The sequence below is a fragment of the Vulcanisaeta sp. JCM 16159 genome (assembly GCF_001316265.1).
Classification (GTDB): domain Archaea; phylum Thermoproteota; class Thermoprotei; order Thermoproteales; family Thermocladiaceae; genus Vulcanisaeta.
This window is the reverse complement of the sequence record NZ_BBDN01000005.1, coordinates 98,623-121,478: the sequence shown is the minus strand read 5'-3', so window position 1 is coordinate 121,478 and position 22,856 is coordinate 98,623. Positions and strand designations below refer to the sequence as shown.

Below are 22,856 nucleotides of genomic sequence, written 5' to 3'. Positions count from 1 at the left end.
ATTACTTAACATTTATATTTATTCAATTACTAATAAATATAATGGACGCATCAGGACCGAGTACGATAGTTGGTATACCAGGTAGTGCTGATGTGAAGGAGATTGTCAGTTATATTGCCCGCATAATAACATCGGCCCTGGAGGTAAAGTCAAGCGACTGCCTATTGAAGAATTACGGTACAATAACCCTGAACGCAATGAACCAAGTGCTTAAGTTATTCCCAGAACTATCTACCGAGTTCAACATATTGGCGAGCAAGTTCAAGGAGATCCAGGAGGCCAGTAGAAAACTCGTAGGGATTAAGGACCCAGCACAGTACGCGGATGCCGTATTGACGATATTCACTACATACAATGTCGACCCAGGACTTTATGGAGTATTTGCGGCGCTGCAGGCAATGGAGGCGGCAAAGATCTGCAGTGATTCCGATGCAAAGTTCTTCCTAGTAAGGACATTATTAGCCAGCTCACTCCCAAATAATTTGTATAGGCTGCTGCTTGATTACCTAAGCCTAGACCACAATTTCCCAATAAACCTACTTAAGGCACTACTCGAGAAGTACAATAGTGAAACCAGGGGTTAATTATATTTGATTTATACGTTAAATTTTTCCCTAATCTATAATTCTATTAAATGCTATAGTTGATTTTTCTTCTTTCTACTGCTAATACTTAAATACCCCTTACTACGGCCTCTAATGATGAGCACAGGTAATACCGACGTGAAGGAGGAGATAAAGAAGACCGTCCAATTAATTATAACAAACCTTAACGTGAAACCAAGTGAATGCATACTAAAGAATTACGATACCATAACAAAAAAATGCATTAAGCACATTGCTCAAGATATTCCCTGAACTATCAAATGACATTAACGCATTAATAAGCAAGTTTGCCGAGATTCAGGAAAATATTAAGAAGCTCATAGGCACAACAGACATTGGCGAATATGCAGACAGCATACTATCCATATTCGCGGTGTACCGCATTAACCCTGGAATATACGCCGCTTTCACCGCGCTTCAGGCAGCGGAGGCAATAAAGATGTGTGGTGATGCTGACGCGAAATTCTTCGTGGCAAGGACAATACTGGCCGGTGCACTGCCGTATGAATTATACGTACTACTCATTGATTACCTCGGCATGGACCGCGCATTCCCAGTAACGCTCTTTAAGGCATTGCTTGAAACAACAAAATAATCCTAAACGCTAGGTATTAAAATTGATTATTAATTAGATTGTGCAGGTATGATGGCGTCACCGGCGTTCTATTAAGCTTGATCCTAATACCTGTCTTAGCCCTTATCGCCTTCTCAAGGGCCAGGAATGCGCTTGCCAACGCGCCCGTGGTACCAGCCTCACCAATACCGCGAAGTCCGCCGGGCAGTATTGATGGCGTATTCAAACCCTTAGTCAATACCTTATACGTCACGTCAGAAGGACTTGGCAATCCGTAATCAGCAAGCGTCGTATGAAGTGGTGTTCCATCATCACCATATATTGCGCCTTCCCAAAGTACCTGTGCAATTCCCTGGAGTACGCCACCATGAAGCTGTGCCTCGATCTCCTCCTCAAGAAGTGGCTTACCGACGTTATAGGCAGCGTAGTAATCAATTACATTGGCCATCAGTCTCTAGGTCGAAATCGACAACCGCTACGTGAGCGCCTGGCGCAAGTATGGCAATGCTTGGTTTATAATCAACCTCTTCCTCAATAATAATGCCCCTAGACTTAATGGCATCAATCAACGACAGACCCATTGTTGATAATCTCGACGCCACCCTCTCCGCCAATTCAGTAATAGCGGCCGCAACCACGGTAGCGCTCCTACTACCGAATGTGCCAACACCGTAATTAAGGGTCTCCGTATCACCAGGCACAACCTCAATAAGTTCCTCAGGAATCCCAAAGACCTCGGAGGCGTATTTGGTAAATGCTGATACATGGGCATGACCCTGCGGTCGAGATCCTATTATGAGCCTCAACTTACCATTGCCAATCATGCTTTAACACCCTCACCTCCAAACGTGCTCACGTATAGAGCAAAAACAACGATGGAAACGCCCTTATTTGGATACCTACTCCTTAACTCGTAATAACGCTTCGCCGCATCCTCGAGAATTGATTGATAATTGGCGGGATCAATCATAAGACCTAGAGGTGACTTGTAGGTCTCACCGTCCTTGATTATATTCCTCCTCCTAACCTCGACAGTCCATACCGAGTTCATCGGCTAGGTCATCAATTAGGGTCTCATGAATTAACGCGGCCTCGGGCCTGCCCGCGCTCGGTATGGACCTGAGGGCGGTGTGTTTGTGAAGACGCCAATCGCCCTGACCCTGGCAGCGAGCATTTTATAGGGTCCCGTGGATAGGTTAGCTATGAATATTGGCGATGAGGCATTTATCGTGAAGTTATAAGCACCTAAGTTAACGATGACCTCACCCTCAATACCCAGTATTGTCCCATCTCTCTTAGCGTAGAGTCTCATCCTCGACTTAACTCCCCTGCCCTGGGTCGCATTGTTTAGATGCTCGGTCCTTGTCTCGATCCACTTAACAGGTCTTCTTAACTTCATTGAAGCTATTGCAGTAAGTACGTACTCGGGGTAAGCCGGCGTCTTATTACCGAAGGCTCCTCCGATATTTTTAGGCGCCTTAACAACGATCTTATCAATGGGCAATCCAAGAACCTCCGCCAGGTCCGACCTGACCCTAAATGTTGATTGTGTCGATGCGTAAACAAGGAGTTTATCGCCATTATAGTAAGCAATGCATCCCTTGGGCTCCATTGGGTTGGCAACTAGCCTGGCTTGCTCGATTTCCCTCTCAATAACCACGTCCGCGTCCTTAAACACGTTAAGGTTACCGCCCTCTAACACGGTGTCCAGGGAAATATTCGTGCCTATTTCCGGGTGTATTATCTCCTCGTTCTTCATCGCATCATCTATGGTAACCACGGGTTTCAGAGGCTCGTACTCGATAGATATCTCATCAACCACATCCTCAAGTGAGTACCTGGATTCCGTGACCACGGCCGCCACTGGTTGACCGATGAAGTTCACGGTATCGTTAGGTAACACGGGCATTCTGACAATCCTGGCATTGGATGTTGGCATTGCGGGCATTAATAATTTTCCAATAGATTTAGCGGTTAGAAAAAGTAAAGATTTGTTGCTTGGTGAATCAATCTTTAAGACCTTTGCGCGTGCATATGGTGACCTAATTACATGAAGGTAAGCCATATCATCTATTTTAACATCATCTATGTACTGGGAATTCCCCATTACGATGTCTAGGTGCTCCCTCGTTGGCATTTTAAACGCTATAGAATAACGAGAGCTTTTAAAGAGTATGGCCACTCGTTAGATAGATTAGATAGAAAGGTTTTTAAGGATTGAAAAAAAATGTACAATGATGAGTTCCAGTGTAGGCAAGGAGGTTGTGGATGCGCTGGAGGAATTCATGAATAGGGTATTTCCGGATATTGTTGGTGCATTGGTTGTTAGGCGTGATGGATTACCAGTGGCCTTTAAGGTTGGTGGAGAATTTAATGCAAAGGTAGTTAGTGCAATGGTTGCAATAGCCAGAAGCACAATGGATAGGCTAGGCGCAGAGCTAGGCTTGGTGAATCAATAATAAGTGTATCCCAATATACCAGGAATACGTTATTAGTGGCTCCAATAAGCAAGGACTTAATCCTAACTGCAATAGCAAAGCCGGATCCAAACCTAGGGTTAATATTGCTTGAAATAGAGAAATTGAAGGATAAGCTGACAAAGATCCTTGTTGAGTAAGCAAAGTTATTTTAAATAAATACTAATTAATCCTTAATATTGCAATGAATTGTATTATATATAAATAGCACCATCATATTGAGCACTATATCAACCCGCTAAAATAAGCCGGCGGGCGTTAGCACCCAATTAATTGAAGCAATTCCGTTAGTGACTGAATTATGAAATCCGGCCTTACATCTTTATAATTGTTAATCCCAGGATCCACTGCGTTATATCTATTAATAATACCCACACGCATGCCTGCTGCCTTTGCTCCAGGTACGTCAATGCTCACATTATCACCAATATAAATGACTTCGTTACCCCGCATATCGAGGACTTGCAAAGCCTTCATAAATGGTTCTGGGTGTGGCTTGACATGCTTCGTATCATCTCCAGCAATTATTACTAGGTCAAATAATTCGTAAACACCATCCTTGCGTATTCTATCTCTCTTAAGCCCAGCTCGCCATCAGTATTTGTAATTATCCCAAGCCTTAAGCCGCACCTCCTTAATTTAGCCAGGGTCGGTAGGACGTCGGAAAATAACTTACTCCCTGAACGCCATGAGTCCCAGTACGTTTTCACAAGTTCATTAACTTCATGATCACTTAGCCTAATCCCCAATACACTGGCTACTTCCCTAAACCAAACCCTCCTATTAAATTGACCAATAACCTCCATCTGTCTCTCAATATTCATGACTGTATCAAGTACATGTGATTTATTAAGGCCACTCACTAACGACAAAAAAATCAACAACTGCACGCCTTGCGTTATCCCTTGCCTCCCTGGCGTCTATTAACGTATCATCATAGTCAAATAATACGGCATTTACACAAATCACATTATTAGGCGCCATACGTACTAATTAATGTTAATAGCATATAGGCTATATCCTTTATTGAGTCGAGTACGTCATCAATGCCGAATATTAGGCTCATGCTGCTCATGAACTCAACGTAGGTTAATTCCCTTGCATCGGAATACAACTTATCCAGGACTGAGTCCTTTATGTCGTCAACCTCCTCCTCAAGCTTCTGTATGCCCATGACCATGACCCTTATATCACTAAAGCTCTTTTTATCGAGATTATTTATCATTTCAAGGAGCATCCTCAAGGCCTCCTTACCTATTCTAAGCATTTCCAGGAATTCCTCACCTAGGAACTTCCTAACGGGCTCAGTATTGCATAGGTAATACGTACGTCTTAACTCCCTCGATATAACATGGATCCCATCAAGTATATCATCCGATTTATTCAGTATTGTATCCATAATTGATGCCGTAGTTATTGGAACAGCGCTCTGAGTACTGAATCGTTTATTTGCCTAACGATTTCATCACCCTCACGCTCAAGAGCCGCTATTTCCCTCATTCCCTCGGAAACCTTGGTCTTACTAACGCTGTTATTCTCAACGGCGCTCAACACCATATCCTCAAGTATTGCCATGGCCCTCTGGCTAAGCTCAATATGAACCACCAACCTACTCAGGAACTCCCTCTCCCCCACGTAGAGTGGCGATAATATTCTTCCCCAAAAGTCTCTTATAAACCTCGACATTCTCTAGGGCAAAAAGTATGGCCAAGGGTTATATAAACCAATTCCCTATTAGTTCAGTGTGATGAGGATGAACCCAGCAGATCGATGATGCTGGAACGCCGCTGCTGATTATGCCCTGACAATGACCAGGTAGAACTTACCAATCTGCTTGCATATGGCAGGTACTTGACCAATCCTTAGGGCCACTATGCACGGCTCACCACTAATCTTGGTACTTATGTCCAGTAGATACTTGTCATCAACCTTGGCCTTACTAAAACCGCCACTTACTGGGTATATGGCCAAGAAATCCTGGCCCAAGTACTTAAACTGCATTTCCATGCCGTAAACCTCGTAATAATGACTTCCAGTCGACCCCATCTCCCTAACCCTTAACCTAATCGTTACTGGGTTTCCCTGGGTATCCGTTGTTTTATAAATGACGTATGAACCATCCCTCTCGAACATCGCCCAATCCCTACCGGCTAAGTACACTATTGCATGTATATTAACGGGTACAGTCACGACCCTCGTCACCATGTATATTGCTTGAACGACATCGTTAAGGCCAAGCATGAGTACCCCCATAATCGGCTTTGCTTATTGCCTTTTTAACCTTAACTTTTCTTGAGTGTAGAAATTCTAACGTAGGAAGTAATTCTCGTACTCCTTAACATACTGAACACTCTCCCTAACACTTAGGAACAACTTCTTAACATACTCAACATCCTCCTTGGTAATTTCCTTGTGACCAACCTCCTGAGCCCTCAACTGGGCAGGCGCCAACAACTGTATTGCGTACCTAAGGCTCTCCTCTGTACCTACCTTCGTCAGCTCTTCAAGTGCATCATTGGCTAACGAAACCTTCTCCTCCCTCGCCCTAATCTTTATGATCTCCCTAACTTCATCAGCCGTGTAAGGCTTGGTCCTAATTATGATCAGCCTATCAAGCATGTCAAGAGGAACACCATGCGGCGACTCGACATCCGTGCCCCTAATCTTCGTTATACCCCTATTGGTGGCTAGGATGAGTATTGGACTTAACTCACTCTCCATGGCCCTACTCAAGTAGGCCCAGGTCTCAATATCGAGCATGTGGACATCATCGATAAACAGTACACCAGGCACAAGCTCACCCTTCCCATCATTTATCAACTTTAACACGAACTCATCAACGGCCTTCCTAACCTCATTGGGGATTTCTCGTTCCTCAGCCGCAAAGCCAAATATCATGGCGCTGAGCAATCCCTGCTGCCTAGCCTGGTATATGTCCAAGTCATTGAGCGTGAAGAACCTCGTGATCTCCTTCTCCTTATATACGGGGCCCTTAGGAACCTCAATCTTCTTCTTGACGTAAATATCGTAAGTCTCACCACCCTCACCCTTACCCTGAACAAACACCCTACCAGTCTCCTCATCAATCCAAATAACATCACCCTCCTCAACACCAAGCTCGATTAACTGCTCAGCGATCTCCGCAGGACCCTAAGTCTCTTCTCCTCGTCCTTCGTGGCCAGGGTTATGGCGGCACTCCTAGGTATTTGGGCGTATGGGTTGTATGGGTGTTTACCGTATTGAATATCGATGCTCTTGACAACACCCTCGTACACCCTACGCCACTCCCTAATCCTAACACCAATGGCGCTCCTAAGGGCCCTCGTCAGGAATTCCGTCTTCTTAACCTCCATACTATAGACCTCAGCAGCGCTTATCTGCACAAACGGCGTGTCAGGACCAAGCTCCCTGGCAATGCCTATGGCGAGCGCAGTCTTACCGGTGCCCGGTGGACCGACAATTAATACGCCCTTACCACCAAACTTACCGGCCTTAATCATCTTAACAACGTAGTAAGCCGCTTCCCTAGCCTCGACCTGGCCAACGAAGCCATCGGCCGAGAACTGCACCTTACCATCCCTAACGCCTAAACCCTTGATGTGACTATGTAGTCCAACCCTCTCGAAGGTTGGCTTCACCTCCTCAATCCTTATCTGGGACATAGCAATTAACGAAGTTAAAATATATAGCCTTTAAACCTTTCAGCATGGAATTAACGATAATGATTAATTAACCGAAAGGATTTACCTACCCACATGCATTAATAATGCTTCATCATTAATTGGCATATGTACGTTATCAATGCCGTACTTAACCTTCAGCCTCTCAAGGAATTGAAGAGCCTTTATCGCATCCGTATGAACGAGGAGAACCTTAGTATCTGGCTGAAGTGATTAATGAATGCTTCCAACTCAGCCCTACCACTATGTGAACTGAAGTCAAACCAATAAAGCCTTGCTTCAAGCACAATCTCGACCTTATCAATGAATGCCCTACCTCTCGTTAATAACTCAAAGCCAGGTGTATCCGGCGCCTGGTAGCTTGGAAGTATCACAGCGTTTCTCCTATCCCTACCCAACTTCTTTAGGTAATAAACAGCGGCGCCTCCCTTCAGCATACCGGCTGGCGAGACTATTATCACGGGCTCCTTGGTTAACGACTTCCTCTGGTAGTCCGTGGTGATTTCAAGGCTATTCTCCACAGCCTTAAGATAAAGCTCGGGATTCGCCAGGTAATGAGGGTACTTAGCCACTATTTGATTGGCGACCCTAGCCAAGCCATCAATTATTATTGGGTAGTCAATACCATTCTTATAAAGCGTTATTAGTATTTCCTGGGCCCTACCGATTGTAAGTACGGGAATTAATACTGAACCACCACCCTCGATAGTCTCCTTAATCACCCTAATGAACTCCTTCTCAACCTCCTCCCTGGGCGGGTGTGTATTTGCTACGTACGTACCCTCCATAATGACCACATCAACGTCCCTAGGCACATTATTAATATCGGCACCACGCAGCAGGTTTGATGGTGATAGGTTAAAGTCACCCGTGAATAGTACCCTGGCACCATTTATCTCCAGTAAGGTTAACATGCTGCCCGGCACATGGCCGGCGTTTATTATCGTAGCCCTAACATCCTTTGATATGTCAACATCCTCACCATAGGTCACGGGTATTGCGTGGTCAAGCACGGCCTTGATCTCCTCATCCTCATAGGGCAGGTAATAACCGCTCAGTTTAATGGCGTCCTTAAACATGATGTCTGCAAGCTCAAGCGTTAATGGTGTGGCATATACAGGCGGTGGCGAGCTGACGTATAGGCTCGGCAGTGCACCACAATGATCTAAGTGGGCGTGGCTTAGGAATACTGCCATTATGTCCCTGGGCCTAACATGACTGGGCATTACGGGTCTATCATTTTCATCAAAGTTAACGCCATAATCGAAGAGGAAACCCTTGTCTGAATTGGCATCCTTAACGAAAATAGCCATTCTACCGACCTCGCCTCCACCACCTAAAACCTTGATTATTAAATCAGTCATTTACTCAAGTAGCCAATAAATAACTGGTTTATGTACTTTGTTATTACAATAAATTAAATTAAGGATTATTTAATTACCATTAATACCCAACGATTCCTCAAACTCCTTCATGACCCTTACCTGCCAGGGCCTTAGATCAACCTCACCAAGTCTCCATAAACGCAGTAGCGAGTTCATGGTGCATAGTGGATCCATGGACCAAACATCGCCATTGAGAACCTCAGCCCTAACCCTACAACCACCGCAGTATCTTAGGTATGGGCACCTCATACACGGTGAGCCGCCGTAATTTCTCTCCCTAAGCCTAACCACAAGCTCAGTGTTTACCTTGGGCCTAAGCCAAATCTCGGTTAATCTCTCCCTCCTAACATTACCCATTGGTTTATCATTGAAGAATTGGCATGGGTAAACATCGCCATTGGGGTAAATGGACATAACCTTCCTACCGGCACTGCACGCTCCCATCCTACTCACAAGCCTTAACTTATCCATGAACTCGCCCTCATCACTACTCGCCAGCAACGACGCAACAACTCCATCGGCTGGGTTATCCACAGTCAATACCTCGACATCAGGGTACTTCCTAGCAGTATCGATTAATCTCGTTAGGAACCTCAGTAATTGCTCGGGGCTTGGTAATAAATTAATGATGCCCCTACCCCTACCACTTGGTACTAAGTGATAGAAGGCCACCCTCGAAATGCCTAACCTATGCGCCAGCTCAACAACCTCAGGCGCATGGTCAATATTTAACTTGGTAACGGTTGTCCTGATACCGACGGGCATCCCAACCTCCATCACGTTCTTAATACCCCTAATTGCCAGGTCCCAGGCACCAGTGATGCCTCTTATTTTATCATGGATTTCAGGTACTGGCGAGTCAATGCTTATCCCTACGTATTGAACATTCAACTCCTTAAGCTTTAAAGCCCAATCCCTGGTGATTAACGTACCATTAGTGCTGAGGGAAACCTTTATACCATAATCACTAGCCCTCTTCATGACCTCAGTAATGTCCTCCCTAATTAGAGGCTCGCCACCACTGATAATGAGTAAGGGGGTCCTCAATTCATGGGCGTCATCAACGACCCTAAGAACCTCCTCAGTAGTTAATTCATCCCTTGATAGGCCTTGGATTGCATTTATGTAGCAATGAATGCACTTTAGGTTGCACCTGTACGTGATGTTCCAGAATATTAACGGCCTACTAATGTCCGTGAACTCCCTATCACTTCTCACGTAGTCATGACCCTTAATAGAGAGACTCACAGTGCCACTCCCCACCACTAAGTTCGTTATGTTAATCATCTAATCAATTGACAGGTACCTAACCAAGTATAAAATCTTGCTTGCCCATGTATGTAAAATAACACTAAGAAGTAAGTTATTAAATAAGGGGCTTGAACCCAACGCAATGCATAGATGGCCACTTGAGGAGAAACCATTACTGGTATTTTACGAGACAACGAAGGCATGCCCATTGGCATGTCGGCATTGCAGAGCCAACGCACTGCTTAAGCCATTACCCACTGAGTTAAGTACTAAGGAGGCTAAGAAATTCATAGAGGATTTGACAGGGTTCGGCAGACCATACCCTGTACTGATACTCACCGGTGGTGATCCATTAATGAGGGATGACATACTGGAGCTAATAGACCATGCAAGGTCGCTGGGAATCCCAGTGGCGCTGTCTCCCGCCGTGTCAACAAAACTACTTAATGATGAGTTACTCAAGGAGTTAAAGGGTCGTGTGAGCTCCGTATCAATAAGCCTGGACGGGGCCAGGCCTGAGACTCATAATTACATTAGAAGGACAGCGTTGGAGAGGATCGACGTCTTTAAGACAACGCTGGAGGTACTTAATAAGCTGAGGAGTTATGGTATTGAGTTCCAGGTCAATACGGCCGTTATGAAGCTTAACGTTCATGAATTACCCCAGGTATTTAAAATAGTTAAAGATAGCGGGGCCAATGCGTGGGAGGTCTTCTTCCTAATACGCGTGGGTAGGGGTATGGAACTCGAGCCCTTGGATCCCTGGGAGACCGAGGATGTTGTTCAATTCCTATACGACGCATCACTCTACGGGTTGCCAATAAGGACCGTGGAAGCACCCTTCTTCAGGAGGGTCATTATGCAGAGAAGCTCCGGCATTAAGTATGAGGGTGGTAAACTATACTGGGAATTAACAAAACAACTCAGGGAGTTAATGGGCGAGCCATCAGGCATTGCAAAGCCGCCGAGTTTCACGCCGGCTAGGGATGGTTATGGGATAATATTCGTGGCGAGCGACGGCTCGATATACCCAAGCGGCTTCTTACCGCTCACGCTGGGTAACGTGAGGAAGGATAACATAGTCAGAGTGTATAAGGAACACTCAGTATTGAGGACTATAAGGGAGGCTAGGTTCAACGGCAAATGCGGCATGTGCGAGTTCAAGAACGTATGCGGTGGCTCAAGGGCAAGGGCATTTACAGAGTTGGGGGATCCCCTAGCCTCAGACCCGGCCTGTATCTATGAACCTACTGCAAAATAATTTCGTTGAAAATCCTTGTAACGCCGAATCTACTAAGCACTTCATTAATCCACTCCCACCTCAGGCTATTCCTCACATTATTATTCCTCATTAATTCCCGGACTATGTCCACGTACCATGGTGTATCCCCATTAACAACTACGGACACAATTAAATCCTCAATAGATGCGTAGGGAATACCACCTATGAGAATTGCGCGTGAGAAAAGCCCCGGAACCAGAGACCTCTCAAGAACCACCGAGTTACCCAGTACTTGTTTAGCGGTTTCGTAGTTACCGTAAACCATGACATCAACCACATCCGGGATACTAAGAATACCTAGTCTCTCACCAATAACCTTCAATATGCTTGCTAATCCACATGCGTGATCCATATTCAACTCAACAAGCCTCCAATGAACCTCACTGCAGGTAATATTCATAGTAATTAGCCCTACTCACCGCACTCCTTAATTAACTCATTATCGCTAAAGCCAAGGCTTCTCAACACCCTTAATGGGCTTAGGTTTAGGAATAATACGTCATCATTATCCAAGTCAATGGCCGTTATAGACCCCGTACTAATACGCAACTTATAGATATTACTCAGGGGTAATCCCATGATCAGGGCCGCGATTGTAGCAATGGGGTGCCAATGGCTTACGGCAATCACGGACCTCTCATTAATGCCCTCGACGAAGTTTAGGAAGTCCATGACCCTATTAACCACAGACTCTATAGACTCACCACCAGGTGGATGGTACTTAACCGGGTCCCTCCTGTAGTCATCGAAGGGAACCTCACTTATCCTCTTAAGTTCCACTCACCCATGTCAATCTCCCTCAACTATCATCAACCCTGTAATTACGGTTAATACAGTTGGCAGTCTGGCGTGCGCGCAGTAATGGCGAGGTGAATACAGGGCCGCCAGCACCCATTCTATGTAGGAACAACGCGGCTGCGGCTGCTTCGAGCTTACCCCTGTCCGTTAATGGATTATCATCGTAATTCCTCGAATGAAGTATTCCAAGTGCATTCAATTGCGCCTCACCATGCCTAACAAGGTATAATATCACGTTAGTGACTACAGATGTGCTGGGTAATAAAGCATTACTAGACCCTGACAATAACCTCTGGCCAGTACCTATCGAGAACCTCAACCCCACCGTCAAGTTTAATCACAACGTTACTCTCAAGCCTAACACCAAACCTGCTGGGCAGGTATATGCCAGGCTCAATAGTGAATGCGCTACCCCTCGGTAATGCCTTATCATAGGACTGGCTTATGAATGGTTCCTCATGAACCTCAAGCCCAATCCCATGACCAGTCCTATGTATGAAGTACTCCCCATAACCACCCTCGGTTATGACCCTCCTGGCTATCGAATCAACATAAGCACCCGTAACGCCCTCCCTAACCCCGGCTATAGCTCGTCATGGGCTTTCCTAACTAGGTTGTAAATGTGCCAGAAATTGCCTGGCGGGTTGCCGATTACGAATGTCCTCGTTAAATCGCCATAGTAGTCATTGTAGGTTGCGGTAACGTCAATGACAACCACATCACCAACCTCAATCCTCCTACGGGAAGGCATCCAATGAGGTATGGCCGAGTTAGGGCCCGACTGAACAAGCACATCTCTAGGCTCAGCACCTGCATTACTAATGGCATCACTAATCACCTTAGCAACATCAAGCTCGGTCATTCCGGGCCTGATAGATTCACGCGCCGCCTTAATGCCATCCTCAATAGCTCTGACCGCCCGCTCAATATTATTTAGCTCATTATTATCCTTACTTATCCTCATTGATGCTAATAAACCATCAATGGAATAATCACTAAATTCACCAATTGCCCCACGTATAACCCACAAGTAGTTGAGTGCGGCCCTGCCCTCAAAACCAACCCTACCAACAGCGCCGCAGTTATCATTAATGAACGTCTTAATGACGCTTAATGGGCCCTCCTCATCCCCATAAACAATGTACGGCAAGCCAGTGGCCTTGGCCCTTCCCTCATCAAGCCTTGGCAATATTAAAGCGTATGTACCATTGCCTGAACAAACAATCAATGCGCCGAACCTCTCGAAGGTCTCGATATTAGAACCAACCAAATACCTAAAGTTAGGTCCTGGAACAATAACGGCCAACTCTATCTGCGACCTACGTAATTCATCAATTAATCTCCAAATCCTACTGACACTCGGCATGCGGCATTAGTCATAAAGTATCTAATAATAAGCTATTCCCACATCAGCAGAGGCCGCTTACATCATTGCTCAGATCCCGTAGAATCATCATTAGTTACCGATGTTTTTGACATAAAACCCAGGGCTTTGATTCATCATTTCATTGCCTTTGACTGAAATGTCTGTAGTGATGCCATGGCCCTTAGTTTCTCTATAATATTGAGGAGAAGGGGAGTCTTTTCCCTCTCCACCACTATGTATATGTCATTGTCATACCTAAGCACGTGCTTAGTTGTTATTTGATTAGACTTCATGACCTGCACCAGGAAAGTCACTATACCGACTGGCGCCTTCTCAGCAAACATTATCCTCACCATACCGTACTCCTCAATCCTAGTCTGCGTGCAAACACTGGCTATGTACATCAACGGTGCAATCACGTGCATTCTATTACCATCATTGAGTATTATGAACTGAACCTTAGCGGCCGCAAGCAAATCCCTAAGCTTAGCCACCTTCTCCATGTTCTCCTCAATCAACGGTATCTCAACCTCACCCATGCCACTGTATGTTATGATCTCCGCCATACTCAATGCCTTAACAATGTCAGGATACTCATTAACAAGTTTGTAATTCATGGAAATCCTCTCCAAGGCCTTGACTATCGTGAATACCTTAGTGTCCTTACCAATCATTGAGTCAACCAGTGGCTTAATGCTCCTTGCAAGTGCCGATAAATTAACGAGACCGCTCGACAGTAAGGTTACGTAAAGCGGGTTCTCCTCAATAATTATCCTGACGGCTTGTTGAATACTTAAGTTCCGAGACACAATTACTGGTTCTGGAAAAGTATTAATATTTCTTACTTAAAAATACATAATACGTCCAATACTAGACATTGCAGAAATTAGAGTTCAACCATTAAAATGGGTAAGCTCGAGTAAATGAGTAATAATGTTTATTAATTCCATAATTACGCCTCTTACGATGCTGTCCCTGAAACTACTGGAATTACTACTGGCAATAATAGTTCCAATTATAGGTCTAGCCCTGGCTGGATACAACGCATCATCAGTGCTCAGGATAAAGCCTGGGAAGAAGGAGCTTACGGAAATAAACATGCTCATTGCCGAGGGCGCCAAAACATTCCTAATGAGGGAATACAAGACAATATTACCCACAGGCATTGTACTAACTATATTAATATGGATAACGTATTACTTAATATTCCATAGCGGGTTGATGGCTGGGTTAGCCGCATTATCCTTCGCCCTAGGCGCCATAGGCAGTGCCGTAGCTGGTTACTTGGGGATGTACGTAACCACAAGAAGCGCGGCTAAAACTGCCTGGATGGCTAAGAATGGCATGGGGGCCGCCCTAAGCACCTCGTTTAAGGCAGGCACGGTAATGGGGTTATCATTAGCCAGTATTGCCCTATTAATAGTCACGGTACTATACAAGGCATACTCATCAGTGTTACCAAATCCATCATGGGCCGAGGCACTGGCGCCTGTGGCGTTTGGTGCCAGTTTAATATCGCTGTTCATTAGGGTCGCCGGTGGTATATACACGAAGGCCGCTGACTGGGGCGCGACATAGTCGGTAAGGTCGAGGCAGGGATACCGGAAGATGACCCTAGGAACCCAGGGGTCATCGCAGATAACGTGGGTGATAACGTGGGTGATTGCGCGGGCATGGCTAGTGATGTTTATGAGAGTTTCGTAGTCGTCCTTGCAGGAGCACTATTGCTGGCTGCCGTATTTGGGCTTTCAACTAAATTAATAATGCTATCAATAATGCTTGCCGCATTAACGCTTATTGGAACCTTAATCGGCATACAGGTAGTTAGGGGTGAGGTGAGGGGTAAGAACCTGGCGGCCGCCGCCATGGGTAAGCTCAACCTTGCGCTCTACACCACAATAATAGTCACCGCCATACTCGTCGCAATATACTCATTCCTAGCATTCCCATTAATGGAGGCGGTGGCGATCTTCGTGTCTGACTTACTCGGCATGATTACGGCGATCGTGGTTTTATTCGCCACGGAGTACTTCACCCACTACACATTCCCACCGGTCAGGAACATAGCCCGCCAGGCCGTGTTATCGGCATCAAACGTCATAGTTGCTGGTTACTCCTATGGATTATTAAGCGCCATACCGACGATACTCATGGTGGTTGCATCGCTCGGTATATCATTCATGCTAGGCTGGTTCTTCATACCAGTTAATGGTGTGGTGCACACGGTAGAGGGCGGGATCTTCGGCACTGCCGTGGCCTCCGTAGGCCTACTAAGCCTAGCCGGCATAGTCATCTCGCTGGACTCCTACGGACCAGTCAGTGATAATGCGGGTGGTCTTGTGGAGATGACGGGTATGGAAGACGTAAGGGAGATAACGGATTCCCTGGACGCCATTGGCAACACCTTCAAGGCCACCACGAAGGGTTACGCAATAGCGAGCGCAGGTTTAGCCGCCCTCATATTATTCATAGGCTTCATATACGAGGTTGTGGAGAGATTGGGGATTACACTAACGCAGGCCCTGGGTGAGTTGACGGTGATTGACCCAAGGATAATAATTGGAGCCCTAATCGGCGTAGCCCTCGTATACTTCTTCTCAAGCCAGACCCTAGCCTCCGTCGGTAAGGCGGCTGGCGAGCTCGTTGAGGAGATTAGGAGACAGTTCAGGACCAAGAGAATTCTTGAGCTTTGGCCTCAGGAGAAGCCCGATTATAATAGGGCCATCGACATAGTGACCAGGCACGCACTCAAGAACTTCCTGGTGCCTGGCTTATCAGCCGTTATCATACCAATAATTGTTGGATTGGCACTGGGTTGGATTGGCTTGGTCGGTACAATATTCGGCGTAATACTCGCAGGATTCCCAAGGGCGTTGCTAATGGCCAATGCAGGCGGCGCCTGGGACAACGCCAAGAAGTACATTGAGATCGAGGGCATTGAAGTAAATGGTCAGAAATTCGGCAAGAAGAGCGAACCACACAAAAACGCCGTGGTTGGTGATGTGGTTGGCGACCCATTCAAGGACACCACTGGGCCATCGCTAAACCCGCTCATTAAGGTCGTCAATACCGTCTCGATAGTATTCGCGCCAGTTATAGCGGCAGTGAGCCTAACCAACCCAGTGGCGCACATGACCATCACCTTAATAGGCCCATTACTAATGCACCTAATCCTAGCCCTGGCTATATGATCGTGTAGTTATTGGTAGTTCCTTATTGCTAAAAATAAACTATGTCATGATTATTTTTCGAGATTAAATTTACATATAAATCATTATTAATAGAATAATGACTCAGGTAATTGCTCGAGCTTGTTTATTCAGTATTTATAATTATTGTTAATAGTTAATCAATAGAAAAAGTATTAATAATGATCGATATAATAAAATTTATAAAAACTAGAGATCCATAAATACATAATGGGCTCTCTCGGCAAGTACGTGTTAACCTTCGAAGAGGCTGATCCAGACGATGTTAAGTTAATAGGTGGTAAAGCATCCAGTCTCGTCCTAATGACGAGACTTGGTTTGCCAGTTCCTCCAGGTATCATAATAACAACCAAGGCATGTAGGGAATACTACGACAAGGGTGAGAAGTTACCCGAGGGATTGATGGATGAGGTTACCAGGGGCATTAAGTACCTTGAGGAGAAGACAGGGTATAAGCTTGGGGATCCTGATAAGCCATTACTCGTTAGCGTGAGGTCTGGAGCTGCGGTTTCAATGCCTGGCATGATGGATACTGTCCTCAACGTAGGCCTTAATGATAGGACTGTCCATGGACTAGCCAAGAGGATCAATAATGAGCACGGCGCCTACGACGCATATAGGAGATTCCTGGCGATGTTTGGTAGGATAGTCCTTGGGATACCTGAGGAGGAGTTTAATAAGCCCTTGAGGAGATTAAGCGGAAGTACGGCGTTAAGGAGGACCCGGAAATACCGCTCGAGGGGCTTAAGGAACTCGTGGAAATCTACAAGCAGGTATACATTAAGAGGTTTGGTAAGGTGTTTGATGATCCATGGGAGCAGTTAAGGCTCTCAATAGAGGCCGTGTTCAAGTCATGGAACTCACCAAGGGCTAGGTTCTATAGGGAGGCCAATAAGATAACACCCGACATCGCCGACTGCACGGCCACAGCAATAGTGACCATGGTCTTCGGCAACGCGACTGGAGGTCAGCCACTGGCGTCGTCTTCTCAAGGGACCCAGCAACTGGTGAGAATAGCTTTACGGTGAGTACTTGCCATACGCCCAGGGTGAGGACGTGGTTGCGGGCATAAGGACTCCAAAGCCCATTGAGAAGCTTAAGGAGGAGATGCCCGAGGTCTATGAGCAGTTGTATAACGGTGTTAAGCTCATTGAGAAGACTAAGAAGGAGGTTCAAGATGTGGAGTTCACGATAGAGAAGGGCAAGCTTTGGTTCCTGCAGACAAGGAATGCTAAGATGAATCCATTGGCCGTTTTGAAGACGAGGGTCGACATGTATAAGGAGGGCATGATAACGAAGGAGGAGGCAATAATGGGTGTTAAGCCAGAGTACATACTGCAGATGCTTTACCCGAGGATTGACGAGTCCAAGGCAGGTAAGCCGTTGACCAAGGGTATACCCGCATCACCAGGTGCAGTGAGTGGGCAGGCCGTGTTCGACCCAGATAGGGCCGTGGAGTGGTCCAAGGCCGGCAAACAGGTTATACTGGTTAGGGAGGAGACGAAGCCGGACGACGTGCACGGCTTCTACGCATCGGTGGGCGTGTTAACAAGTAGGGGTGGTGCAACTAGCCACGCGGCGGTCGTTGCCAGGGCAATCGGTAGGCCGGCGGTAGTTGGTGCCGAGGCCCTGCAAATCGATTACAGCACTAGGACTGCGAGGGTTGGTGATGTGGTTGTTAAGGAGGGTGATTGGATAACGATTGATGGGTTCACGGGTAACGTATACGTCGGTAAGGTACCAACGATAGAGCCCAAACTACCGCCTGAGTTCTTCGAGTTCCTGGACATGGCTGACTCTGTGTCTGTCTTTGGGGTTAGGGCTAATGCAGATACGCCTGATGATGCCGCAATAGCCAGGAGGTTTGGTGCCAAGGGCATTGGCCTATTGAGGACCGAGAGGATGTTCAGGGCACCCGGTAGGCTGGACCTATTTAGGAAGGTAATACTCTCGGACAACCCAAGCGAGAGGAAGGAGCTGCTTGATCAATTGGCCGAGATGATGAAGAGGGACTTCCTGGAGATATTCGAGATAATGGAGGGCTACCCAATAACGGTTAGGTTATTCGACCCACCACTTCACGAGTTCCTACCAAACTTCGAGGAATTAGTCACTGAGGTAACCAGGGCCAGGACCTTGGGCAAGCCGGATCCTGAGAAGGAGAGGCTGCTCGCCAGGGTGAAGGCGTTGATGGAGGCTAACCCAATGATGGGGCACAGGGGCGTTAGGGTCGGCATTACATACCCAGAGATCTACGCGGCACAGGTTAAGGCAATAGTATCCGCAGCCCTAGAGCTAAAGAGGAAGGGTAAGCACGTTGATGTGCAGATAATGATACCGCAGGTCGCGGAGGTTAGGGAGCTCGAGATAATAATTAACAATGTCGTTAAGCCCACGGTAGAGGAGGTATTCAAGACATATGGTGATAGGATTGACTTTAAGATTGGCACAATGATGGAGACCGTCAGGTCATGCCTGACAGCCGATAAGATCGCCAAGGTGGTGGACTTCATGAGCTTTGGAACAAATGACCTAACACAAGCGGTCTTCAGCTTTAGTAGGGATGATGTGGAGAATAAGTTCATGAGTAAGTACCTGGAGCTCGGCGTACTGCCCTATGACCCATTCGTGACCATCGATGAGGATGGCGTTGCCAAGCTCATGAAGATAGCCATAGACGCGGCCAGGTCCGTGAAGCCAGACATAGAGATTGGCATATGTGGCGAGCATGGCGGTGACCCAGACTCAATAAAGATACTGGCTAAGGTTGTGGGCAGGGGACTCAACTACTTCAGCGCATCGCCTTACAGAGTACCAGTGGCTAGGCTCGTGGCTGCCCAGGAGTCCCTGAAGATATTGGGCAAGGCACCAAAGATACACATATACTAATACGCCGAACCACCATTAAAAGCATTTAAAGGTACCATTTTACAGAAACCTAACGATAGATAAATAAGGACAATAACGCTATATTCATTTATTGATTATCACTAAATGTCACTAAATTTAATGAATATGTCATATTTTTGAACTAAAAAAAACTTAAAAAAAAGGACTAATTTCTTAACGAGGGTGTATGACTGTAATGGTGACACTTATCCAATATGTGCTGTCAATAATATCGGGAATACTGGTTGGTTTCTCACTCGGTCTTATTGGGGGTGGTGGTAGTATCTTGGCTGTCCCATTGTTCCTATACTTCGTTGGCCTTGACACAATACCTGATGCCGCGCACATAGCCATTGGGACTACGGCATTGGCAGTAGGCTTAAACGCGTACATAAACTCCTACATGCACCTTAGGAAGAAGAACGTGGCGCCAAGGGTTGGAGGCATATTCGCCGGCGTAGGCCTCGTTGGTTCCTTAATAGGGGCCTACCTGGGCCACATAACGCCAGGTACTGACCTATTGACCTACTTCGCAATAGCAATGATTGTGCTTGGCATATACATGGCAATTAGGAAGGAATCAACGCAGGCCGGTACTGCCGATGAAGTTAATCATGTTGTAAATGCCTTTAAGAAGTGCCCAGGATTGACAACATCAACGGCAATTAAGGTTGCGATCTTCGGCTTCATAGTTGGCTTGGTCAGTGGTTACTTCGGTATTGGCGGTGGCTTCTTAATCGTGCCCAGCCTAATGTTCTCTGCTGGTCTATGCATAACGAGGGCCATTGGGACTAGCCTGTTAAGTGTTGGTACGTTTGGTGTGGCCAGTGGTGCCGAGTATTGGTTCTATGGCGACGTCCTCATACTCATAGCCCTACTATACGTGGCTGGCGGTGTGGCTGGTGGTTACGCAGGCACTAGCCTGGCTGTTAAGGTCCCAAAGAGGACTCTGAGGATTGCCTATGGAGCAATAATAGTGCTCGTAGGCATATATATGCTAATGAAAATATACCACATAATACCATGAATTACCCAAGTCACCCAATACCTATCTCACAGTCTTGATGGATTTTTACGAGGAACAAAGTATTTAATTACTCATAATTTTATTTACATGCGGTATGAAGGCAATTAACTATTATAAACTCATTAACTTCATTAGGGGTAATCCACTTTACGAGATCAGAGAGAGTGGGGATTCCGTTGAGCTATTATTTCATGCACCAAGTGAGGAGGAGGCTTCTGGAACCGAGGCGGAAATCAGTGATGAGCCTAGACCCATAGTGAGAATTGTATTTGCTAGGGTTGGTGATGAATTAATACCGAGGGAAGCATGGGTTGAGAGAGGTAATGCAATGCGTAGGATGAATATTGATGAAATTGACACGTGGCTTGAATTTGTCGACATGTATTCCTGAAGCATTGCGCAGAGAACTACTTAAATTAAGTTTTTAAGGGATCTCGTTCATTTTATACCTGTGAATTTAATAAGAGTGGGCATTTCGCTAATGATAATTGGAGTAGCAATACTATTAATATCCAATTCATTCTTGCCCAGAGTATATAACGTGATGATTAATACGGTAAACAATACCACGGTAAGTATGGACGTTAATTCGAAGTACCTAATGTCAATCTACATAAAAAGCCCCGCGTATATAGTGGTCATGCTTAATGATTCATACCCATTACCCATTTACGTATTTGACTCATTTGGGCATGTACTAACCCCACTGAACTATAAGCAGGAGGGAGGTATTTATCTAGTAATGTTTCCACTACTTGAACACGGTAATTACTCATTAGTACTACTTAATGATAACTCAACGCCACTTAATGTTTCACTTTTGGTGACCTCAATATCTCAATATATGGTAAGTAATGCGGTGATATTAAGTACAATGATGGATCTAGGCGTCGTATTATTCATCATCGGTGTGTTGTTCGTTACAATTAATATACTATATATAGTTAGGTCAAATCCTAAGAATGAAATAAAAACTTAAAAGATAGTGAATCAATCTCGTGATTAGTGTGAGTACTGATGAGCGTGGCATACCTGGTACTGGACGTCCTCGGTGTGGTGGCTCTGAATGAGAATGGTGATGTGATAGCCAAGGTTCTCTATGAGGGTAGTACGGATGAGATAGCCGACAAGATGAATAAACTAGAGACTGGCGAACCAATTAATGAAGTCATTAGGATAATAAATGAACTTAGGGGTAAGGGCATTACGAAGATCATTATTGAGAATAGGGAGTTGGCTAGGAATCTGGCAAACATGGTTGCTGGGGTTGAAATTAGGTCCGAGTTGCCGAGTAAGGCAGGTATGATTTATAGAGACAACATTGGTAGGTATGTCAAGGAGGTCTTTGGCTTAACTGAGGACGAGTACTTGGCAAGGGTTTATGAAATAACGACGGTACAGACAAGGCATAAGTTAAGGCAGGTTGCGGAGAAGAGAGACCTATTCATAGCCCAGGCGATTAGTTCCGTCGACGATCTCGACAAGATACTCAACCTAATAAGCTCGAGGGTTAGGGAGTGGTACGGCCTCCACTTCCCAGAGCTTGAGGACTTGGTTAAGGACCATAAGGAATACATGACATTGGTCACCGAGCTAGGGCATAGGAGCAATTTCACGCTAGATAACCTTACAAAGCTGGGACTTTCTCAGGATAGAGCCAAGAGAATTGCAGAGGCGGCGAGTAAAAGCGTCGGTGCTGAGATGGCTGATTGGGACCTAGAGCCCATAAGGACCTACGCAAGAATTTATGTGCAATTATCAGACCTGAGGAATAAGTTGTCTGAATACATAGATGAGGCCATGGTTGAGGTTGCGCCGAATATCAGGGAGTTGGTTGGTCCATTACTTGGCGCCAGGCTTTTAATGCTTGCGGGAGGCTTGATGAGGCTCGCATTATTACCAGCATCCACAATCCAGGTACTCGGTGCGGAGAAGGCGTTGTTTAGGGCTTTGAGGACTGGCGGTAAGCCGCCGAAGCACGGCGTCATATTCCAATTCCCGGAGATATTTAGGGCCCCAAGGTGGCAGCGCGGTAAGATAGCCAGAGCATTGGCTGCGAAGTTGGCAATAGCGGCTAAGGCTGACGCCTTCACGGGCAACTTCATCGCACCAAGGCTTAAGGAGGACTTAATGAAGAGGATCCAGGAGGTTAAGACACTATATGCCAAGCCACCAGCAAGGAAGCCTGAGGCCAAGGCTGCCAGGAAGGCCCCCGAGAAGAAAGGACCGGTTAAGAGAGCTGAGGAGAGGAGATCCCACGAAAAGAGAGGCCGTAGATAGTGAGATATTAAGATTTATAATCCCTTAAAAATA

28 protein-coding genes and 3 pseudogenes are annotated in these 22,856 nt (G+C 46.0%); 14 read left to right on the top strand and 17 right to left on the bottom strand.

Annotated features, from left to right (window positions below; translation table 11 throughout):
• Nucleotides 1-41: 41 nt before the first annotated feature.
• The 3 genes from JCM16159_RS06180 to JCM16159_RS06175 all read left to right on the top strand — a co-directional run bounded on the left by JCM16159_RS06180 (nucleotide 42) and on the right by JCM16159_RS06175 (nucleotide 1,200).
• Entirely contained in the window at nucleotides 42-584 is a 543-nt protein-coding gene (locus tag JCM16159_RS06180; RefSeq protein WP_054853023.1) for a hypothetical protein, read from the top strand.
• Nucleotides 585-698: 114 nt separating this feature from the next.
• Nucleotides 699-857 (top strand): hypothetical protein, encoded by a 159-nt coding sequence (locus JCM16159_RS15410; RefSeq protein ID WP_243666112.1) that lies wholly within the window; start codon nucleotides 699-701, stop codon nucleotides 855-857.
• Nucleotides 838-1,200 carry a hypothetical protein gene (locus JCM16159_RS06175; protein ID WP_243666111.1) on the top strand — a complete coding sequence of 121 codons (363 nt, stop codon included), beginning with the start codon at nucleotides 838-840 and terminating at the stop codon, nucleotides 1,198-1,200. Before JCM16159_RS15410 ends, JCM16159_RS06175 begins: the two co-directional genes overlap by 20 nt.
• A gap of 16 nt (nucleotides 1,201-1,216) precedes the next feature.
• Here JCM16159_RS06175 and JCM16159_RS15405 read toward each other — a convergent pair whose 3' ends face one another.
• The 4 genes from JCM16159_RS15405 to JCM16159_RS15390 are packed head-to-tail and all read right to left on the bottom strand — an operon-like array spanning nucleotide 1,217 to nucleotide 3,316.
• On the bottom strand, nucleotides 1,217-1,627 hold the full coding sequence (locus JCM16159_RS15405) for a molybdopterin cofactor-binding domain-containing protein (RefSeq protein WP_243666110.1): 411 nt from the start codon (nucleotides 1,625-1,627) through the stop codon (nucleotides 1,217-1,219).
• Nucleotides 1,611-2,003: a molybdopterin cofactor-binding domain-containing protein gene (locus JCM16159_RS15400; protein ID WP_243666109.1), complete on the bottom strand. Its 393-nt coding sequence runs from the start codon at nucleotides 2,001-2,003 to the stop codon at nucleotides 1,611-1,613. Before JCM16159_RS15400 ends, JCM16159_RS15405 begins: the two co-directional genes overlap by 17 nt.
• Nucleotides 2,000-2,230 (bottom strand): hypothetical protein, encoded by a 231-nt coding sequence (locus tag JCM16159_RS15395; RefSeq protein WP_243666108.1) that lies wholly within the window; start codon nucleotides 2,228-2,230, stop codon nucleotides 2,000-2,002. The genes JCM16159_RS15400 and JCM16159_RS15395 overlap by 4 nt, the downstream gene beginning before the upstream one ends.
• A gap of 30 nt (nucleotides 2,231-2,260) precedes the next feature.
• Complete coding sequence (locus tag JCM16159_RS15390) at nucleotides 2,261-3,316, bottom strand: xanthine dehydrogenase family protein molybdopterin-binding subunit (RefSeq protein WP_243666107.1); 1,056 nt, start codon at nucleotides 3,314-3,316, stop codon at nucleotides 2,261-2,263.
• A 97-nt stretch (nucleotides 3,317-3,413) separates the two neighbouring features.
• On the opposite strand from JCM16159_RS15390, the gene JCM16159_RS06165 reads away from it, so the two are divergent.
• Nucleotides 3,414-3,638, top strand: coding sequence for a roadblock/LC7 domain-containing protein (locus JCM16159_RS06165; RefSeq protein ID WP_243666106.1), 225 nt, complete (start codon nucleotides 3,414-3,416; stop codon nucleotides 3,636-3,638).
• A gap of 35 nt (nucleotides 3,639-3,673) precedes the next feature.
• Complete coding sequence (locus tag JCM16159_RS18855; RefSeq protein WP_367834344.1) at nucleotides 3,674-3,796, top strand: hypothetical protein; 123 nt, start codon at nucleotides 3,674-3,676, stop codon at nucleotides 3,794-3,796.
• 118 nt (nucleotides 3,797-3,914) lie between these two features.
• Here JCM16159_RS18855 and JCM16159_RS06160 read toward each other — a convergent pair whose 3' ends face one another.
• The 8 genes and pseudogenes from JCM16159_RS06160 to JCM16159_RS06130 form a co-directional block, all read right to left on the bottom strand.
• Nucleotides 3,915-4,181, bottom strand: a complete 267-nt coding sequence (locus tag JCM16159_RS06160; protein WP_243666172.1) for an HAD family hydrolase — start codon at nucleotides 4,179-4,181, stop codon at nucleotides 3,915-3,917.
• Between the two features lie 5 nt (nucleotides 4,182-4,186).
• On the bottom strand, nucleotides 4,187-4,480 hold the full coding sequence (locus JCM16159_RS06155) for a hypothetical protein (protein WP_054857273.1): 294 nt from the start codon (nucleotides 4,478-4,480) through the stop codon (nucleotides 4,187-4,189).
• Between the two features lie 149 nt (nucleotides 4,481-4,629).
• On the bottom strand, nucleotides 4,630-5,055 hold the full coding sequence (locus JCM16159_RS15385; protein ID WP_243666105.1) for a DUF47 family protein: 426 nt from the start codon (nucleotides 5,053-5,055) through the stop codon (nucleotides 4,630-4,632).
• Between the two features lie 14 nt (nucleotides 5,056-5,069).
• Entirely contained in the window at nucleotides 5,070-5,342 is a 273-nt protein-coding gene (locus JCM16159_RS15380; RefSeq protein ID WP_243666104.1) for a hypothetical protein, read from the bottom strand.
• Nucleotides 5,343-5,450: 108 nt separating this feature from the next.
• Entirely contained in the window at nucleotides 5,451-5,909 is a 459-nt protein-coding gene (locus JCM16159_RS06145; RefSeq protein WP_243666103.1) for a hypothetical protein, read from the bottom strand.
• Nucleotides 5,910-5,963: 54 nt separating this feature from the next.
• A pseudogene (locus JCM16159_RS06140) lies at nucleotides 5,964-7,318 on the bottom strand (RuvB-like helicase).
• Nucleotides 7,319-7,500: 182 nt separating this feature from the next.
• A complete protein-coding gene (locus JCM16159_RS06135; RefSeq protein WP_367834343.1) occupies nucleotides 7,501-8,700 on the bottom strand; it encodes an MBL fold metallo-hydrolase in 1,200 nt (399 codons plus the stop codon).
• Between the two features lie 69 nt (nucleotides 8,701-8,769).
• Nucleotides 8,770-10,008 carry a radical SAM protein gene (locus tag JCM16159_RS06130; RefSeq protein ID WP_054857272.1) on the bottom strand — a complete coding sequence of 413 codons (1,239 nt, stop codon included), beginning with the start codon at nucleotides 10,006-10,008 and terminating at the stop codon, nucleotides 8,770-8,772.
• Between the two features lie 106 nt (nucleotides 10,009-10,114).
• Here JCM16159_RS06130 and JCM16159_RS06125 point away from each other — a divergent pair, with 106 nt between their 5' ends.
• Entirely contained in the window at nucleotides 10,115-11,233 is a 1,119-nt protein-coding gene (locus JCM16159_RS06125; protein ID WP_054857271.1) for a TIGR04053 family radical SAM/SPASM domain-containing protein, read from the top strand.
• Here the strand turns inward: JCM16159_RS06125 and JCM16159_RS06120 are convergent.
• The 5 genes and pseudogenes from JCM16159_RS06120 to JCM16159_RS06105 all read right to left on the bottom strand — a co-directional run bounded on the left by JCM16159_RS06120 (nucleotide 11,220) and on the right by JCM16159_RS06105 (nucleotide 14,227).
• A complete protein-coding gene (locus JCM16159_RS06120) occupies nucleotides 11,220-11,654 on the bottom strand; it encodes a hypothetical protein (RefSeq protein ID WP_054857270.1) in 435 nt (144 codons plus the stop codon). The genes JCM16159_RS06125 and JCM16159_RS06120 overlap by 14 nt on opposite strands.
• 11 nt (nucleotides 11,655-11,665) lie before the next feature.
• Entirely contained in the window at nucleotides 11,666-12,034 is a 369-nt protein-coding gene (locus JCM16159_RS18850) for a histidine phosphatase family protein (RefSeq protein WP_367834341.1), read from the bottom strand.
• A 19-nt stretch (nucleotides 12,035-12,053) separates the two neighbouring features.
• Complete coding sequence (locus JCM16159_RS18845) at nucleotides 12,054-12,287, bottom strand: phosphoglycerate mutase family protein (protein ID WP_367834340.1); 234 nt, start codon at nucleotides 12,285-12,287, stop codon at nucleotides 12,054-12,056.
• 37 nt (nucleotides 12,288-12,324) lie between these two features.
• Nucleotides 12,325-13,418: pseudogene (locus JCM16159_RS06110) on the bottom strand (M24 family metallopeptidase).
• 134 nt (nucleotides 13,419-13,552) lie between these two features.
• Nucleotides 13,553-14,227, bottom strand: coding sequence for a hypothetical protein (locus tag JCM16159_RS06105; protein ID WP_054857269.1), 675 nt, complete (start codon nucleotides 14,225-14,227; stop codon nucleotides 13,553-13,555).
• 124 nt (nucleotides 14,228-14,351) lie between these two features.
• On the opposite strand from JCM16159_RS06105, the pseudogene JCM16159_RS06100 reads away from it, so the two are divergent.
• The 8 genes and pseudogenes from JCM16159_RS06100 (at nucleotide 14,352) to JCM16159_RS06075 (ending at nucleotide 22,823) form a co-directional block, all read left to right on the top strand.
• Nucleotides 14,352-16,609, top strand: a pseudogene (locus JCM16159_RS06100) (sodium-translocating pyrophosphatase).
• 228 nt (nucleotides 16,610-16,837) lie between these two features.
• Nucleotides 16,838-17,452 carry a PEP/pyruvate-binding domain-containing protein gene (locus tag JCM16159_RS18840; protein WP_367834339.1) on the top strand — a complete coding sequence of 205 codons (615 nt, stop codon included), beginning with the start codon at nucleotides 16,838-16,840 and terminating at the stop codon, nucleotides 17,450-17,452.
• Nucleotides 17,425-17,655, top strand: a complete 231-nt coding sequence (locus tag JCM16159_RS18835) for a hypothetical protein (RefSeq protein ID WP_367834338.1) — start codon at nucleotides 17,425-17,427, stop codon at nucleotides 17,653-17,655. Before JCM16159_RS18840 ends, JCM16159_RS18835 begins: the two co-directional genes overlap by 28 nt.
• Before the next feature lie 4 nt (nucleotides 17,656-17,659).
• Nucleotides 17,660-19,516, top strand: coding sequence for a putative PEP-binding protein (locus tag JCM16159_RS06095; RefSeq protein WP_367834337.1), 1,857 nt, complete (start codon nucleotides 17,660-17,662; stop codon nucleotides 19,514-19,516).
• A 187-nt stretch (nucleotides 19,517-19,703) separates the two neighbouring features.
• Complete coding sequence (locus JCM16159_RS06090) at nucleotides 19,704-20,543, top strand: sulfite exporter TauE/SafE family protein (protein WP_054857268.1); 840 nt, start codon at nucleotides 19,704-19,706, stop codon at nucleotides 20,541-20,543.
• 94 nt (nucleotides 20,544-20,637) lie between these two features.
• Nucleotides 20,638-20,934 carry a hypothetical protein gene (locus JCM16159_RS06085; protein WP_054857267.1) on the top strand — a complete coding sequence of 99 codons (297 nt, stop codon included), beginning with the start codon at nucleotides 20,638-20,640 and terminating at the stop codon, nucleotides 20,932-20,934.
• 60 nt (nucleotides 20,935-20,994) lie between these two features.
• Nucleotides 20,995-21,522 (top strand): hypothetical protein, encoded by a 528-nt coding sequence (locus JCM16159_RS06080; RefSeq protein ID WP_054857266.1) that lies wholly within the window; start codon nucleotides 20,995-20,997, stop codon nucleotides 21,520-21,522.
• A gap of 38 nt (nucleotides 21,523-21,560) precedes the next feature.
• The gene (locus tag JCM16159_RS06075; RefSeq protein WP_054857265.1) at nucleotides 21,561-22,823 is read left to right on the top strand and encodes a C/D box methylation guide ribonucleoprotein complex aNOP56 subunit; all 1,263 of its coding nucleotides are present in this window, start codon (nucleotides 21,561-21,563) and stop codon (nucleotides 22,821-22,823) included.
• Nucleotides 22,824-22,856: the final 33 nt, after the last annotated feature.

Excerpts from the sequence above, each read along its gene's own strand:
- JCM16159_RS06165 (WP_243666106.1), top strand. The coding sequence starts at position 3,414 with ATGATGAGTTCCAGTGTAGGCAAGGAGGTTGTGGATGCGCTGGAGGAA.
- JCM16159_RS06120 (WP_054857270.1), bottom strand. The coding sequence starts at position 11,654 with ATGAATATTACCTGCAGTGAGGTTCATTGGAGGCTTGTTGAGTTGAAT.
- JCM16159_RS06090 (WP_054857268.1), top strand. The coding sequence starts at position 19,704 with ATGACTGTAATGGTGACACTTATCCAATATGTGCTGTCAATAATATCG.
- JCM16159_RS15380 (WP_243666104.1), bottom strand. The coding sequence starts at position 5,342 with ATGTCGAGGTTTATAAGAGACTTTTGGGGAAGAATATTATCGCCACTC.
- JCM16159_RS15410 (WP_243666112.1), top strand. The coding sequence starts at position 699 with ATGATGAGCACAGGTAATACCGACGTGAAGGAGGAGATAAAGAAGACC.
- JCM16159_RS06135 (WP_367834343.1), bottom strand. The coding sequence starts at position 8,700 with ATGACTGATTTAATAATCAAGGTTTTAGGTGGTGGAGGCGAGGTCGGT.
- JCM16159_RS15390 (WP_243666107.1), bottom strand. The coding sequence starts at position 3,316 with ATGCCAACGAGGGAGCACCTAGACATCGTAATGGGGAATTCCCAGTAC.
- JCM16159_RS06085 (WP_054857267.1), top strand. The coding sequence starts at position 20,638 with ATGAAGGCAATTAACTATTATAAACTCATTAACTTCATTAGGGGTAAT.
- JCM16159_RS06125 (WP_054857271.1), top strand. The coding sequence starts at position 10,115 with ATGCATAGATGGCCACTTGAGGAGAAACCATTACTGGTATTTTACGAG.
- JCM16159_RS06075 (WP_054857265.1), top strand. The coding sequence starts at position 21,561 with ATGAGCGTGGCATACCTGGTACTGGACGTCCTCGGTGTGGTGGCTCTG.
- JCM16159_RS06130 (WP_054857272.1), bottom strand. The coding sequence starts at position 10,008 with ATGATTAACATAACGAACTTAGTGGTGGGGAGTGGCACTGTGAGTCTC.
- JCM16159_RS06180 (WP_054853023.1), top strand. The coding sequence starts at position 42 with ATGGACGCATCAGGACCGAGTACGATAGTTGGTATACCAGGTAGTGCT.
- JCM16159_RS15405 (WP_243666110.1), bottom strand. The coding sequence starts at position 1,627 with ATGGCCAATGTAATTGATTACTACGCTGCCTATAACGTCGGTAAGCCA.
- JCM16159_RS06155 (WP_054857273.1), bottom strand. The coding sequence starts at position 4,480 with ATGAATATTGAGAGACAGATGGAGGTTATTGGTCAATTTAATAGGAGG.
- JCM16159_RS15400 (WP_243666109.1), bottom strand. The coding sequence starts at position 2,003 with ATGATTGGCAATGGTAAGTTGAGGCTCATAATAGGATCTCGACCGCAG.
- JCM16159_RS15395 (WP_243666108.1), bottom strand. The coding sequence starts at position 2,230 with ATGAACTCGGTATGGACTGTCGAGGTTAGGAGGAGGAATATAATCAAG.
- JCM16159_RS06145 (WP_243666103.1), bottom strand. The coding sequence starts at position 5,909 with ATGGGGGTACTCATGCTTGGCCTTAACGATGTCGTTCAAGCAATATAC.
- JCM16159_RS18840 (WP_367834339.1), top strand. The coding sequence starts at position 16,838 with ATGGGCTCTCTCGGCAAGTACGTGTTAACCTTCGAAGAGGCTGATCCA.
- JCM16159_RS15385 (WP_243666105.1), bottom strand. The coding sequence starts at position 5,055 with ATGGATACAATACTGAATAAATCGGATGATATACTTGATGGGATCCAT.